The organism is Pedobacter sp. KBW06, from assembly GCF_003852525.1.
In the GTDB taxonomy this organism is placed as follows: domain Bacteria; phylum Bacteroidota; class Bacteroidia; order Sphingobacteriales; family Sphingobacteriaceae; genus Pedobacter.
The window spans coordinates 111,360-126,065 of record NZ_QAJL01000001.1 but is presented as its reverse complement, the minus strand read 5'-3'; the positions used below and the strand labels follow the sequence as shown (position 1 = coordinate 126,065).

At 45.1% G+C, this 14,706-nt stretch carries 13 protein-coding genes; 12 read left to right on the top strand and 1 reads right to left on the bottom strand.

Annotated features, from left to right (window positions below; translation table 11 throughout):
• The first annotated feature begins 13 nt into the window (after positions 1-13).
• A complete protein-coding gene (locus DBR43_RS00605; RefSeq protein ID WP_233602925.1) occupies positions 14-1,711 on the top strand; it encodes a peptidase domain-containing ABC transporter in 1,698 nt (565 codons plus the stop codon).
• A 19-nt stretch (positions 1,712-1,730) separates the two neighbouring features.
• Positions 1,731-2,147, top strand: a complete 417-nt coding sequence (locus tag DBR43_RS00600) for an iron chaperone (RefSeq protein ID WP_124576914.1) — start codon at positions 1,731-1,733, stop codon at positions 2,145-2,147.
• 41 nt (positions 2,148-2,188) lie between these two features.
• Here DBR43_RS00600 and DBR43_RS00595 read toward each other — a convergent pair whose 3' ends face one another.
• Complete coding sequence (locus DBR43_RS00595) at positions 2,189-3,187, bottom strand: helix-turn-helix transcriptional regulator (RefSeq protein ID WP_124576912.1); 999 nt, start codon at positions 3,185-3,187, stop codon at positions 2,189-2,191.
• A 217-nt stretch (positions 3,188-3,404) separates the two neighbouring features.
• Between DBR43_RS00595 and DBR43_RS00590 the strand changes: the two genes are divergently transcribed.
• The 10 genes from DBR43_RS00590 (at position 3,405) to DBR43_RS00545 (ending at position 14,595) form a co-directional block, all read left to right on the top strand.
• Entirely contained in the window at positions 3,405-5,663 is a 2,259-nt protein-coding gene (locus DBR43_RS00590) for a TonB-dependent receptor plug domain-containing protein (RefSeq protein WP_124576910.1), read from the top strand.
• A 30-nt stretch (positions 5,664-5,693) separates the two neighbouring features.
• On the top strand, positions 5,694-7,082 hold the full coding sequence (locus tag DBR43_RS00585) for a hypothetical protein (RefSeq protein ID WP_124576908.1): 1,389 nt from the start codon (positions 5,694-5,696) through the stop codon (positions 7,080-7,082).
• 11 nt (positions 7,083-7,093) lie between these two features.
• Entirely contained in the window at positions 7,094-7,804 is a 711-nt protein-coding gene (locus DBR43_RS00580) for an HmuY family protein (protein ID WP_124576906.1), read from the top strand.
• A 194-nt stretch (positions 7,805-7,998) separates the two neighbouring features.
• On the top strand, positions 7,999-9,720 hold the full coding sequence (locus DBR43_RS00575; RefSeq protein ID WP_124576904.1) for a GNAT family N-acetyltransferase: 1,722 nt from the start codon (positions 7,999-8,001) through the stop codon (positions 9,718-9,720).
• 14 nt (positions 9,721-9,734) lie between these two features.
• A complete protein-coding gene (locus DBR43_RS00570; protein WP_124576902.1) occupies positions 9,735-11,048 on the top strand; it encodes a lysine N(6)-hydroxylase/L-ornithine N(5)-oxygenase family protein in 1,314 nt (437 codons plus the stop codon).
• Positions 11,049-11,069: 21 nt separating this feature from the next.
• Complete coding sequence (locus tag DBR43_RS00565; protein WP_124576900.1) at positions 11,070-12,176, top strand: heparan-alpha-glucosaminide N-acetyltransferase domain-containing protein; 1,107 nt, start codon at positions 11,070-11,072, stop codon at positions 12,174-12,176.
• A 98-nt stretch (positions 12,177-12,274) separates the two neighbouring features.
• Positions 12,275-12,721, top strand: a complete 447-nt coding sequence (locus DBR43_RS00560; RefSeq protein ID WP_124576898.1) for a hypothetical protein — start codon at positions 12,275-12,277, stop codon at positions 12,719-12,721.
• Complete coding sequence (locus tag DBR43_RS00555) at positions 12,714-13,877, top strand: acyl-CoA dehydrogenase family protein (RefSeq protein WP_233602791.1); 1,164 nt, start codon at positions 12,714-12,716, stop codon at positions 13,875-13,877. The genes DBR43_RS00560 and DBR43_RS00555 overlap by 8 nt, the downstream gene beginning before the upstream one ends.
• A gap of 3 nt (positions 13,878-13,880) precedes the next feature.
• Positions 13,881-14,168 (top strand): transcriptional repressor, encoded by a 288-nt coding sequence (locus tag DBR43_RS00550; RefSeq protein WP_124576896.1) that lies wholly within the window; start codon positions 13,881-13,883, stop codon positions 14,166-14,168.
• Positions 14,155-14,595, top strand: coding sequence for an acyl-CoA thioesterase (locus DBR43_RS00545; RefSeq protein WP_124576894.1), 441 nt, complete (start codon positions 14,155-14,157; stop codon positions 14,593-14,595). Before DBR43_RS00550 ends, DBR43_RS00545 begins: the two co-directional genes overlap by 14 nt.
• Positions 14,596-14,706: the final 111 nt, after the last annotated feature.

Sequence of the window (14,706 nt, the reverse complement as noted above, 5' to 3'; positions counted from 1 at the left end):
ATCGGATTATCTATTGAAAAACAGAAGATTGATCGGTCAACTTTTTATTGGCTTAACGGTTGGCAGCTTATTGCAGTTGATCGTGCCTTTTTTAACCCAGGCAATTGTAGATGTCGGGATTAATACCCAAAATATTGGCTTTATCTATATCATTGTTATTGCTCAGATTATGCTCTTAATAGGGAGGTTAAGTGTGGACCTGATCAGGTCCTGGGTGTTACTGCACATCAGCACAAGACTAAATATTTCTATTCTTACCGATTTTCTCATTAAGATGCTGAAACTTCCAATGAGCTTTTTTGAAACACGGATGGCTGGTGATATTATGCAAAGAATGAGTGATCAGGGAAGAATACAGAGTTTTCTTACAGGAACGTCCCTGAACACTATTTTCTCATTTTTTAATCTTGTTCTTTTTGCTGGTGTATTGGCTTATTACAACCTAAATGTCTTTTTTATTTTTTTTGTAAGCAGCGTTTTGTACAGCATATGGGTGGTTATCTTTCTTGAAAAACGAAGAGAGCTGGATTTTAAGCGTTTTGATATTTCCTCAAGGAATCAAACGGGAGTATTGCAATTGATTATGGGGATGCAGGAAATCAAACTAAACAATTGTGAACACCAAAAGCGTTGGGAATGGGAAAGAGGACAATCCCGCTTGTTTAAATTCAGTATTAGCAATTTAAGGCTTGGTCAATATCAACAATTTGGTGCTTTTTTTATTAACGAAGGCAAGAATATCATCATCACTTTCATTGTCGCCAGCGCAGTAATAGAGGGGAAATTGACTTTAGGGAGCATGATGGCAATACAATATATTCTAGGTCAGCTTAACAGTCCGATAGAGCAATTCGTTGGCTTCATGCAACAGTTGCAGGATGTCAAAATTAGTCTGGAACGTCTCAATGAAATTTATGAAATGGAAGACGAAGAACCGATAGGTAATCGTTTTCTATATGAATTACCTTTGAATAAAAGTATCATGCTGGATCGGATTACTTTTAGTTATCCAGGTGCATGGGACGACTTGGTCTTGAAGAACATTAGTTTTAGTATACCCGAAGGTAAAACAACGGCAATCGTTGGAATGAGCGGAAGTGGTAAAACCACTATTTTAAAGTTGCTATTGAGGTTCTATCTGCCCCAGGAAGGCAAAATTAGCGTGGGAGATCACAATTTAAATGAAATCAGTTTTCATTATTGGAGAAGCAAATGTGGCATCGTGATGCAGGATGGATTTATATTTTCAGATTCGATCGCAAAGAACATCGCAGTGAGTGATGAATATCCTGATATCCCCAAATTACTACATGCGATAAAAGTTGCCAATATCAATGAGTTTATTGAAGAGTTACCTTTAGGTCTTAATACAATAATTGGAGCCACAGGGAAGGGAATTAGTCAGGGGCAGCGCCAGCGTATCCTGATAGCCCGTGCAGTTTATAAGGATCCTCAGTATATCTTTTTTGATGAAGCAACTAATTCTTTAGATGTTAATAATGAAAGAATAATTATGGAGAATCTGGAAACCTTTCTCAAAGGCAGGACCGTTGTTGTTGTGGCCCATCGTCTAAGTACGGTCAGGAATGCTGATCATATCATTGTCATGGATAAAGGGTTGATAGCAGAACAAGGAACACATCATGAATTAATCAATAACAGGCAGGATTATTATCAACTGGTAAAGAATCAATTGTCTTTGGATAGGTGATTTTGTTTAAATTTATGGTATGGAAAATACAAAACACAATAAACATGCGGGAAATATAGCGGAATATATTGCTGGTTTTCCCGCAGAGGTTCAGGTATTGTTAGAACAGATTAGGGAAACGATAAAAGAAGTGGTCCCGGACGCGGAAGAAACGATCAGTTATGCGATTCCGGCATTCCGCATCAACAAAAAGAACCTGGTGTATTTTGCAGCTTTTAAAAAGCACATCGGTTTGTATCCTGCACCGACAACACTTGAAGAATTTAAAGTCGATTTTGAGCCCTATAAAACAAGTAAGGGAACGGTTCAGTTTCCTTTGAACCAACCGGTTCCCTTAGACCTTATCCGAAAGATTGTGCGACATCTGCTTAAAAAGAGCCTCGAAAAATCAACCAATAAATCAACAAAAAAATCAGCCAATAAATCAGCATCCTGAACCTGCAGGAATTGCTGTACGGAAGCTGCTGTATTGCTTTCTTAATAAGGAATCCCGCTCTTCAGCATCGTTGGAGGAAAGCCAAAATAGACTTTAAAGGCATTCGTGAAATTGGAAAGATTCGCATAGCCGACAAAATGGGCAACCTCACTTACCGATTTGTTCTCCTCGATAAACATCCTTCTGGCTTGTTCCATACGCCTTTGCTGCATGTAGCCAAATACCGTTGTGCCAAACAACTGCTTAAAGCCACGCTTTAGTTTTGATTCGTTGGTACCCACCAGGTGGGCCAGTTCAATGATAGTTTTCGGTTGGTTCAGGTGTTGTTCGATATAGCGTTTTGCTTCATGAATCCGTTCAATATCAGCAGGGCTTAGCGCCTGTTTGTATTGATTTCCAATGTTCATCATGCACTCACAAAGATCCAGCTGAAGGATAAAAAGTTCCTGAATTTTTGCCTCCAGGTACATTTTTTGGATGAATCCGGAATAAGGACAGTTACTGATTTCGCCAATGATCCTTTGCATATCCGGGGTAATGTGCATGGCATCAGGATAGAGGGTACTCGTTCGGTTTCTTTCAAAATCATCGATAAAACGGTCCAGTACTTTATGCTGTCCGTACCACTTTTTAACAAAGTCCACAGAAAGGTGAATATCGAAAGTCTTATAGGACATGTCGGCTTCAAATTCTACAGAACCTTTAACCCTTTGGACGCCGAGGATGTTTTGCCGCATTCCATAAATGTCGGAACTGGCAAAGCCATCTTCGCCCATGCGAATGGCATTTCCAAGGTTAAAATGCATTTCTATGGTAGGCTCGGTCATTTCGCTCGAAAGCAACAGGGCTTCTTTGATCTGATAGTCGCCCACCAGGATGTTCCCGATCTCTAGTTTTATTTCTTTGTAGCGGACATCTCCAAAAGTATGTTCAAAGCTGGCTTTGGTTTCTAATACGGAACCTGAGGTAATGACGTGGGCATCTGACTGGTTGTAATGCAATTCTTCTAAAAAGGAACCGGCATTGAGATTGAATTTCATAATCGTTGGGATGATTCTTGTAGTTATTTATACTTATTCTAAATTATGTAATACCTGCCGACTCCGGTGGAAGAATCCTAAATAAGACATTTTTATGACAAACTAAAAGTCATAAAAAGTTCCGAATTGGTAAATAATAGATCGGAATTGGTAAACAGTACAGTCGGATATCCCGCTAGATTCGCCCCGGATAATTTATTAAAGTCATAGGATAAATATGGGAAAACTGCTACTCGGCATCATGGGCTTATTATTTATGGTTACAGCACCTGTATTTCTCTCAAATCAGGCATTAAAGGCACAGGAACCGGTAAAAAAATTAAAAGACAGCAGCGCTGTAAAAAAGCAGAACAGACTAAAGGAAGTGAACATCAACGGGAAGACCCTGATCCGGGAATTTAAGGAATCTCCGCTGCCCATCGAGATCATCGACCTTAAAGCGGTCCATGGTCAAAGCGGAAACCTGATCGAATTGCTGAACCGGGTACCGGGCGTAAAGCTGAGAGGGGATGGGGCCCTCGGGGATCCGGTAAACATCAACCTGAACGGCCTGAACGGAAAAGCCATCGCCGTTTTCAAAGACGGGATTCCGCTGAGTTTTTACGGGCATAGCTTCGAACCTTCCCTCATTCCTTCCAATATGCTGGACCGTATAGAAGTGTATAAAGGCGCATTACCCGTTTCTCTTGGTGCAGATGCCCTTGGAGGCGCGATTAACTTTGTCAGCAGGGCCCCCTCGGTTACTACCCTGGAAGCCTCTTACGAACTGGGCTCCTTTAACACCCACCGGGCAACGGTCAGCGCCTATCTGCCATTTAAAAAATACAAGGCCTATGCAGGGATAAATGCGGCATACACTTATTCCGACAACAATTACAAAAGGGATGTAGGCTGGATCTCTCCCGGCGACAATAACCTGGTTTTTGACAATACCGTCCGCAGTGCTTTTCGAAACAACATCCTGAAGGCCCCGGTTGCAGAACTGTATCTCGGCATTAAGCACAAATCCTGGGCCGATGACCTGCGTTTCACCATCCTGGGCTCACAGTTTTATAAGCAATTGCCACAATTGCCGGGAATCCCCTCAAACGGGAGAAATGATGCCATGACGAGGCACCCTTTCAACAATGACAGAACTTTTAGCCAGCTGTTGAAACATGATAAATCCTTCCTTTCCGGGAAGCTCAGGCTGGGCACAGTCTTAGGGTACAGCCGCATCAAAACCACTTTTTTAGATACCTCTTCTCTGGTCTATAACCGTTTTGGTGAATTGCAGGGCGATAAAGGGCATCCCGGGGAGTTCTTTTATGGGGGCAATGCCCTGAGGCTGAAATACAACTTTTACACGCTGAGGTTTAATGCAGTGTATGATGTGCTTCCGGATCATCAGGTTCAGTTAAACCACATCTATACCCGCTATGACAGAATAGGAACCGATCCGCTTGGCGGGATGACCAGAAATGGCGAACTGGATTTATATACCGTACCTGCGAAGTATGCGAAACACATCTCTGCATTGGGCTTTCGTTCCCGTTTCCTGGATGAAAAACTGGAGAACCTGATTGCGGTGAAAAGATATCAAATGAAAACATCCGGATATTCTACCATTGGCAGATCCGGATCGGAGAAAACCGTTCGCGATTCTACAGCAGCCTGGGGATGGATGGAGGGAATCAGCTTCCGGCCAGCATCCGGATGGGTAATTAAAGCCTCTTATGAGCACTCCGTAAGGATGCCGGATGATTTTGAAGTCTTCGGAGATTCGTATAACGTGAAATCTAATTTCGGGATCAGACCGGAAAAAAGCCATAATTATAATGTCCAGTTTCAATATAGTGCTGCGGCCCAACAGGCCGGGGCCTTTAACCTCTCGGCAAATTACTTTAGCCGGCGCACCAACGGGCGGATCATGCTGGTCAGGGATATTCCTTACAGCTATTACACCAACAGAACGGTGGTGACGAGCGAGGGGATCGAAATGGAGGTCATGTACAAGCCTTTTAAATTCCTGATGCTCTCCGGAAACGGAACTTATATGGATGTCAAACAAGACCTCGGACTGGAGATTAAAGGTGATAAACCTTCCAGACTGGCAGATCAGCCTCCGATTTTAGGGAACCTTCAGCTTCGCCTGATGTTTGACCAGCTCCTTCAAAAAAAGAGCAGAACAGAATTTTATGGCTACTGGAACTATATGCACCGATTCAACTGGATCGACGGGGCAGAAGACCTGGGCTTATTTAAACCTTATCCAAAAGATTATGAACCCCGTAATTTCTGGATTCCAGGCGATCGCCGTCTGGGACAGCAAAATTATACCGCCGGATTTATTCATTATATGGAAAATCCGAAATGCAGCATTTCCCTGCAAGTGAATAACCTGACTCAACAGAAGTTGTTTGACAATTTTTATATGGAACGCCCGGGAAGGGCTGTGTCAGTAAAACTCCGATGGGAACTCTCGACAATTAAATAAATGTTCAATTAAAAACCAAAATCAAGTACGATGAATTTAAAATCACAATTTGCGATGTTTGCCGCTGCGGCAACCTTGTTTTTAGCCTCCTGTAAAAAAGATAAAGCCTTTAATGAAAGCGGCGCTTTAAAGCTCAATGGCGGTATGGCTGCGGCGCCAAGTTTTACGAGCCCTACAGGTCCATGGGTGGTATGGGGAGGTAAAGGAGACCTTTACTGGTCTGGCGCGATCAATGGTTATGGTACACTTCCTGCTACCTTGTCTTTCCCTGCAGCAGGGAACTTTGGGGTGAATTATGCAGTAGGAGGCCGGGCCGCATTCAATTACCTTTATAAGCTGAGCAGCAGTAACGTAGGGAGCCGGGGGATTCAGCGGTACAGCGTTTCTTCAACGGGAGCTGTTACAGAAAGCGGTGCCTTCTTTAATCTTGGAGGATCACCCCTGATGCAAACGAATGAGATCAATTTTTCATTATATAAACCGGATACCGCCTATTATACAAATGCAGATGCGACGCCTGCAGCAGAACGCCTGAAGGTTTTCAGGTTTAACCCGACCGCTACGCCAATGACTGCAGCCGGTTATACAGCGATCGATTTCTCCGCAGTGTTTAACCCTTCTGCAAGCAATGTAACGAACCCGATAACAACCACTGCCTCGACCAAACTGATCGGCTCAAAAATGATCATCGATCGTGGCGATTATATCTTTGCTGATGTCTTGTTTGGCAATAGCTACAATTCGTTGAAACAAGTGGTGCAGGCCGACAACAATGTGTATGTAGCCGCATTTAATAAATCTACAGGCCACATCACGGTAAGTTCTTTTACCGGAGCAAGCAATATCGGACTGTTTAATGATGCGCCCCTGGTTTCCAGAGATGAAGTGACGGGAGATATTTATTTCTCTACGCTGGGAAACATGGCAACCTCGACCTCCCTCTCTAAAATCTTGAAAATAGATGCCGCCTCAAATACCATCAATGCCAGCTGGAACATCGATATGGCAGCTAATTTTTCGGGAAGAAAAGGTGAGTTTAATGCCTTACTGGTTCATGACAACATCATTTATACAAAAATTCCAAAAACAGATGTTACCTATCTCGGATCAGGACATGGTGTTTCTTACCGCTCAGATATCTGGCAATGGACTGCGGTAAATGCGCTGACTAAAGCGAGCAAAAGACTCAATGTTCCCCTGGATAATTATTATGCTTATCAGAATGCCAGGTTAATTAACAATGAGGTTTACTTCATCTACAACAATTCTACTCCGGCCAATAATGCCGGAATCAGGAAAATCCCTGCCCTGAATACAGGAACCTTTGGTTCAGCAACATCACCAATCGCCACAACAGCAGTCTCCGGTTTTACCAGTGCTGCCGGCTACATCAGAATAATGGGTCTGGATAGACTATAAGGATAATTTAGATGAAAACTACAAAATTTACACTGTGCGCTGTGTTGTGCACACTGATCCTGATTTCCTGTAAAAAGGATCAGCCTGTTGCGGAAGTGATCCCTGCACAGCATTTCACGCAGGTCTCCAATTTGAAAGTTGCCGATCAGATCGTGGAGAAATCTCCTGATGCTCAGGATGACGCGGAAGGCTTATGGTACTATAGCCTTGATGAACAGAAGGTGCTGCCGGCATCGGCACACCGGACCGATCAATGGGATTTTGCGTTCGACTGTGATTTAAACAGGATCATTGTCAACAATGGCAATTATACCTCCGGAAGTGTGATCCCCGGAAATGAGGGGAAGGCACTCATGACGATTGTAGCCAAAGCCTTTGAACAGGTTACTGAGGCCCCGGCCAATGATGAGGTGTACAACAAAAGGGTAGATTACGAAGGCAAATATGGCAACGCAAGTTTTACCCTGAACGGAGATACAAGCCCGGGGATCCTGGGCTGGATGTCTGCCTTTGAGAATGGCGTTTTGCTGAAAGTGGTCAAGCCGCTGAAAAACAGGACGATCATCTTCAAAACCAATAAAGGGAAGTATGCAAAACTGCAGATCCAGAGTGTCTATAAAGACAGCCCGGAAAACCCGACGGAAAGCTCAGAGAAGTTTTACCTCAATTTCCGTTTCTTCCTTCAAAAAGATGGTTCCGGAAATCTGGACTCCTCAAAATAAAAATTCCCTCTCGTTAACGCTGCGCTTACGGATTCGTCTGTAAGCGCTTTTTTTTTAGCTCCGGCGACAAAAAAAACCAAATTAGTAAATAACAGTTCCGAATTCGTAAACTCTCCAGGGAGGTTCCAGGCTAATTTTACCGCAGTATCAATCCCGTTCTCAAACCGATCTTACCTATAAAATTCAATTGTATTATGGCTCCACACGACAAAAACAACCAAATTAATCTGTTGTTGAACTTAATTCTCCGCGAATATAACCATTGGTATTACTTTGATCTGCTGCCGAAATATGATGAGGACCTGGCGGCGTATATGCAAAGCGGTGCTGAAAATGCTTTCATTAAAATCAGTCTTCAGCAAGCCGGTTCCGTACTGTATTATCCACTTACTTACCATTCCCTGACGGGCTTTCACCTGTTTGGTCCTGCTCCGGCATGGCGCAAGGAAGGAACCGATGTGCTCACAGTGATCACTCCGGATGTGGCTTTAAACCACCTGATCAGGGAAATCTATCCGGACCTTTCCAAACCGGCATTACAGCGCAAACTGGAAGACCTGGGGGCAGCTTACGAGCATTCCTTATCGCGGGAGCTGGAACATTATGTGCCTCAGGAATACCTGATCCCTGCGGAAGCAAACGAGGCGCTGACGCGCTGGCAGGAAAAGGCACCGAATGATGATTTTCATGCCAGCGACCTGTTCTTTAATGAGTTTGGCGACCAGGATGCCTGCTCCCTGCTGCAGGGTGCCATTCTTTCCTTTTCCAGGGGGAAGGAAATCGGAACGGAAAAAGCAGCGGGACAATGGGCACAACGTTATATGTATCAGCTGCTGAAAAGTACTTTAGACCTTTACCTGAAGGAAGGGGTCTTGCTTTCGCCAACTTATCTCCATACCGGCTTATGCCTGGACGACGATGGCTTGCCGGAACAAATCGTCTTCCCGGGAACGCAGCAAACCTTAAACCTGGCACTGCTGCCGCAAAACTTTAACCGGGAGAAGTTAAACACTTTCTTAGCGGCACACCTGCTGGCACATCACCTTTATCCATTGATCCGGGCCGTCGGTATGATTGGTTTCCTTTCTGAAGAACGACTCCTGGAATACCTGAACGAAGAGCTGAATCATGTGAAAAAGGAACATGCCGGTAAAGCGGATTTTCTGGATGCAGTGCGACTGAAAGTCAGGGCCAGCCTCCCTCAGCTATTGGAAAAGAAAGAAGAAGAGGAGTATACAGAAAGGTACCTGCATGTACATAACCATGTGATCAATACCCGGTATTATGTTCCTGAACTGATCAAGCCCGGTGCGGGTGAAGTGGTGCACAAACGCTATTTCAATAACGGAGAGCTGGAAATTGCCATTCGCGGCTTTAATCCGGAAACGGATATCGAGATTCTCCATGAATGGGTGAACATGGACTATACCAAGAAGTTCTGGGAGATGGACGGGCCAATCAAAGACCTGGAAGAAGCCTACATCAAACACCTGGGGGTAGACTATTCGCATCCCTATATCGGGACATTGAACGGAGAGCCGATCTTTACACTGGAACTGTATTGGGCCATCAAAGATGAAGTGGGCAAGTATTATCCTTTTCATCCCGGAGATTATGGTTTCCACATGCTGATTGCCCCTGCAGAACGCCGCATTCCTAATTTTTCCTACTATGCACTGACCATGTGTATGGAACACTTTTTCTCCTTTGATAAACTGCACCGCATGATCGGGGAGGCCTCAGCGGCACATATGGGGACACATAACCTCATTACCAAAGTAGGCTGTGAATTCAACAAGGCTTTAGTCCTGCCTTATAAGACTTCCAATCTGACCTTCTGCCTGAGGGAGCAGTTTCAGGAAGCAGTAAAAGACGTTTTGGAGCGCTCCTGCACCAATATCTACGTGAATATCTAAACCCTATCTCTATCATGAATCACTACAATAATAACATACTCGATGTCATAGGTATTGGCATCGGACCTTTTAACCTGGGCTTTGCGGCCTTATCCCATGAACTGCCCCTGAAAACCTTGTTCTTTGAACAGGCCCCTTCTTTCAACTGGCATCCCGGTTTGCTGATTGAACGGAGTACTTTACAGGTGCCCTTTCTTGCCGACCTGGTTTCTTCCGTTGATCCTACCAATCCCTTCAGCTTTACCAATTACCTGAAGAAAAAGAAAATGCTGTTCCGGTTCTGCATTAAGGAAACATTTTATGTCACACGAAAAGAATACAATGATTACTGCCGCTGGGTGGCAGATCAGCTGCCGGAGCTCCGCTTTAGCCATGTCGTTACGGGAATTGAATACCATCCGGAAGGATATTATGAGATCAGCGTTCATGACCTGATCAACAGGAGCACTAAAACCTATCTCTCCAAAAGATTGGTGGTAGGTACCGGGACGACTGCCCTGATGCCGCAATGTGCCGAAGAATGTAGCAGGGAACGGGTGTTCCATTCCTCGCAGTACCTGTACCGGAAGAGTTACCTCAAGCCGGGAAGCAGCATCAGCATTATTGGTTCCGGACAAAGCGCTGCGGAAATGTTCCAGGACCTGCTTCAGGAAATGGACGATAAGCAGTTTCAACTGAACTGGATCACGGCAGCAGAACGCTTTTTCCCGATGGAAAACTCCAAGCTGACCTTTGAGCATACCTCACCGGATTACCTGAGCTATTTCCATGGCCTTCCGGAACAAAAAAGGGCGCAGATCATTTCCCGTCAGGAAATCCTATATAAGGGCATCAACCAGGAACTGATCGATGAGATTTACAATGAACTGTACCATAAAGACCTCTATAAAAAGGAACCGCTGCCGATCAGGATCCTGCCCAATGTATTGCTGCAATCTTTAACGGGCAATAAATACACCGGTTTTGAACTTGGATTACAGCATACCCAGCTGGAAAAAGATTTTAAAATCCAGTCGGACTATGTGATCCTGGCAACAGGCTACCGCCATCAGGAACCGGCGTTTTTGAAGTTTGTGAACGACCGGATCAACCGGGATGAAAGCGGCGGATTTAAAGTAGCGGCAAATTTTAGTGTCGACAAAAATGAGGGGGAGATCTATGTGCTCAATGCAGAGCTTTCTTCCCATGGGATTCTGACTTCAGACCTGGGGATGGGGCCATACCGCAATGCACGCATCCTCAACCATATCCTCGGACCCGAAAAAGAAGCATTTGAACTGGAAGACCGGATTGCTTTCCAGGACTTTGGGATTCCCATGGGCCTTTAAATCTGAACAATTAAACTTAATATGAAAACGCTTACACCACAAAATAAATTCATTGCCCTGGACATCATGAAAGCCTTTGCGGTCTTTTTTATGTTCCTCGGACACATTGTAATCATGTATGGTACGCCAAAGGTGATCGGTTCTACTGCCATCACCTGGATCGCTTTCTGCGCAGAAGGCATCGGTGCACCTGCCTTTATTTTCTCCATGGGGCTGGCCATTGTTCTGTCTTCTCCTAAAACACCCCGGCAGATCTGTTCCAGAGGACTGATCTTAATCGCGACGGGATATGTGCTCAATTTCCTGAAGTTCTTTCCTACGATTACCCTGTTCGGAACTTTTCCTGAAGCATTGTTTGCGGAAACAGGAAGACTGAACGATACTGCCGGACTGCTGAGCTTCATCTTTATTGCCGACATCCTGCAATTTGCCGGGATCGCCTATATCTTTTGCGCGCTCCTGTTTCAGTACGTCCGCAATTACCAGATCTGGGCATTGCTGCTGGCCATTCCTTTGCTGGGCCTCGCACCGTTCCTGTATCAGGAACAGTATGCCCCGCAAAACTATTTTCTGCAGCTGTTTTACGGGCAGAATTTCCAGGTCTATTTTCCCATTTTCCCATGGCTGGCCTTTCCCTTACTCGGGATGACGGCCGGGTATTTTATCCGCAATTACAGCAGCTTAAAACGCACGATGCTGATCTTTCTTGGCATTGGGCTCCTCCTGTTCACGATTGGTTTCCTATTGATAAAGGTTGACCCTGAGGGGCAGTTCGGATCGGATTATTACCACCGGAAACATGGGGCATTGATCATGTATTGCGGACAACTGCTGACCTTCCTTTCCCTGCTTTCTTTCCTCAGTCCTTACCTCACCGCAGGCATCACCAAAGGAATTCGTTTCTGCAGCAGGAATGTCACAAGAATTTATATCCTTCAATGGATTCTGATTTACTGGGGATGGGCCTTTACACCTTATAACTCCCTGCCGGGCAGACTGGTAGTGCCTTACCTCATCTTGTTTATTGCACTGACGATGTTGCTCACGGCAGGCTGGGAATACCTCAGCACAGGAAAAAGGAAAAAGCAGGCTTCAGAAAAAAAGGAAGCGCTTGTTAAACCCAATTGATGCGCTGAAAGCATCATGCACCTGTTGCTTATAAAACCCTATGAATTACAGGCGCATGATGGCTTCATCATTATAAAAACAAATACATCCAAAAGAAAATGATCAACCACACTTGTACAGACTTGTTTTACCCTTTAAATATTTCATTGAGTTATGGAACGGTTTCCCCGGAAGATTACCTGAAAGTTCTCGGCCATTATGGGAAATGGCTGGATCGGGAACAACCCTATGCTTTGCTCAATATCAGGGACGATGCCAGTTTTGAAAATACACCCGGCCTGGGGAAAATGGCGAAAGGATGGATGCAGAAATACCTGCCCTTACTTCAGCAATATGAGCAGGGCATTGCGCTTGTTGTTCCCGAATCCAGGTATGAGAAAGTATGTAAAACCAATTTTGAAGCCATCTCTGCCGGGGCCTGCAAGGTCTTTATCCATACCGATGAAGCACTGGCATGGCTTGCCAAAGGCGAACTTAAAAGTCTGGAAGGCTTTAATAAATGGAAAGCAGTTAAGGAATATCTTAAAATCAATAGTTATGAGTAGTATGCCTATCCTGGATGCAATCGTTGCAACCGAATATAGAGAATCGATATTAGAAATGGTGAAGGACTTTACCGATCGCCACATCCGTCCGGAAATGATGGACTGGGATAAGGACCAGCAGTTTCCCCTGGAAGTTTTTCAGAAACTGGGTGAGCTGGGCCTGCTGGGCGTACTGGTGCCGCAGGAATATGGCGGGGCCGGTTTACAATATGCCGATTATATAGAAATTATCATAGAGATTAGTAAAGTATGTGGTGCGGTAGGCCTCTCTTTTGCTGCCCATAATTCCTTAAGTACCAATCATATTCTGATGTTTGGGAACGAATACCAAAAGCAGCGCTGGCTGCCGTTTCTGGCTTCAGGTGCATGGCTTGGTGCCTGGGCGCTGACGGAGGCGAATACCGGATCGGATGCACTGAGAATGGAAACAACGGCAGTTTTAGAAGGCGATCATTATGTGTTGAATGGTGCTAAAAACTGGATTACCCATGCAGAATCCGCTCAGATTGCCGTGGTGATGGTGCGAACCGGAGCAATCGGACAGTCGAACAACATTTCTGCCATCGTGGTGGAAAAGGGCACACCCGGATTTTCTTCCGGTAAAAAGGAAGATAAAATGGGGATGCGTGCCTCAGAAACAGCCGCCTTACATTTTGACAATTGCCGGGTTCCCCGGGAAAATTTACTGGGAAATCCGGGAGATGGTTTCCGTCAGGCGATGAAAATATTGGATGGCGGCCGGATTTCCATCGCGGCCTTGTCGGTCGGGATTGCCCAGGGTGCCTATGAGGTGGCCAGGGATTATGCAAAAGTGAGGGAACAATTCGGACAGCCGATCGCGAACTTTCAGGCCATCGCTTTTAAACTGGCCAATATGGCCACAGAACTGCAGGCCTCGATATTGCTGACGCGTGAAGCAGCCCGCTTAAAAGACACGGGCGAAAAAGTAACGGTAGCGGCCGCAATGGCTAAATACTATGCCTCAGAAGTAGCGGTAAAGAATGCCACCGAAGCCGTACAGATCTTTGGAGGTTATGGCTATACCCGGGATTATCCGGCAGAGAAGTTTTACCGGGATGCCAAGCTGTGCACGATCGGGGAGGGCACCTCAGAAATTCAGCAACTGGTCATCAGCAGGGAACTGTTAAAGGATTAATTTATGGAAGATGAAATGTTACGTTACCTTCGGCAACAGGGTTATCAAACCGGCTTTAGAAGGGTCATCATTATACAGGAGCTTTGCCGCCTGGACAGGATTGAGAGTGCCGAGGACTTTTGGCTGCTCCTCAGGCAGCAACATGGAATCAGCTGGGCTACTGTCTATACAAATTTAAGGTTACTGCTAAACATGGGCCTGATAGAAAAAGAAGCAGGATTGAAAAAATCCTGCGCTTACCGGCTCGTGCGTTCTGACTATGCTTCAATTCCGGGATATGTACGCACATGAAACCACGCTGAGGGTGAGGTATGGGGAAACCGATGCCATGGGCTATGTTTACCACGGCAATTATGCAGAATGGCTGGAAGTGGCAAGGGTAGAACTGCTTCGCGAAATCGGGATGCCTTATACCTGTTTCGAGAAACTGGACATCATTATGCCGGTAAGAGAAATGAGCATCCGGTACCTGAAACCTGCGCATTATGATGAGCTGATTACGATCAGAACCTTTTTAGACCAGTTGCCGGCATTCCGGGTTCAGCTGAGGTACGAACTTTATAACGAAGAACTTGAACTCATCAGCACTGCCCAGGTATTGCTTGTTCCTTATAACCGGTCCAGGAAAAAACCATGTATGCCTCCGGAAGATTTTCTGAAGTTGTTGAATCCTTATTTCAGGGATGTTAAGCCCCTGAAAGTATTGGAATGTCTTTAAATGCGGTTCAATATTTAAAAACAAGACGAGCCTTAGGCCACTGGCCTTTAGAAAACAGTTTAATTAATGGAGAATGGTTTCTTTTTGAAAATTTGATTTCCTGAGGGTGAT

Coding starts and splice junctions, on each gene's coding strand:
- DBR43_RS00580 (WP_124576906.1), top strand. CDS start 7,094: ATGAAAACTACAAAATTTACACTGTGCGCTGTGTTGTGCACACTGATC.
- DBR43_RS00590 (WP_124576910.1), top strand. CDS start 3,405: ATGGGAAAACTGCTACTCGGCATCATGGGCTTATTATTTATGGTTACA.
- DBR43_RS00560 (WP_124576898.1), top strand. CDS start 12,275: ATGATCAACCACACTTGTACAGACTTGTTTTACCCTTTAAATATTTCA.
- DBR43_RS00585 (WP_124576908.1), top strand. CDS start 5,694: ATGAATTTAAAATCACAATTTGCGATGTTTGCCGCTGCGGCAACCTTG.
- DBR43_RS00565 (WP_124576900.1), top strand. CDS start 11,070: ATGAAAACGCTTACACCACAAAATAAATTCATTGCCCTGGACATCATG.
- DBR43_RS00600 (WP_124576914.1), top strand. CDS start 1,731: ATGGAAAATACAAAACACAATAAACATGCGGGAAATATAGCGGAATAT.
- DBR43_RS00545 (WP_124576894.1), top strand. CDS start 14,155: ATGTACGCACATGAAACCACGCTGAGGGTGAGGTATGGGGAAACCGAT.
- DBR43_RS00555 (WP_233602791.1), top strand. CDS start 12,714: ATGAGTAGTATGCCTATCCTGGATGCAATCGTTGCAACCGAATATAGA.
- DBR43_RS00570 (WP_124576902.1), top strand. CDS start 9,735: ATGAATCACTACAATAATAACATACTCGATGTCATAGGTATTGGCATC.
- DBR43_RS00595 (WP_124576912.1), bottom strand. CDS start 3,187: ATGAAATTCAATCTCAATGCCGGTTCCTTTTTAGAAGAATTGCATTAC.
- DBR43_RS00550 (WP_124576896.1), top strand. CDS start 13,881: ATGGAAGATGAAATGTTACGTTACCTTCGGCAACAGGGTTATCAAACC.
- DBR43_RS00575 (WP_124576904.1), top strand. CDS start 7,999: ATGGCTCCACACGACAAAAACAACCAAATTAATCTGTTGTTGAACTTA.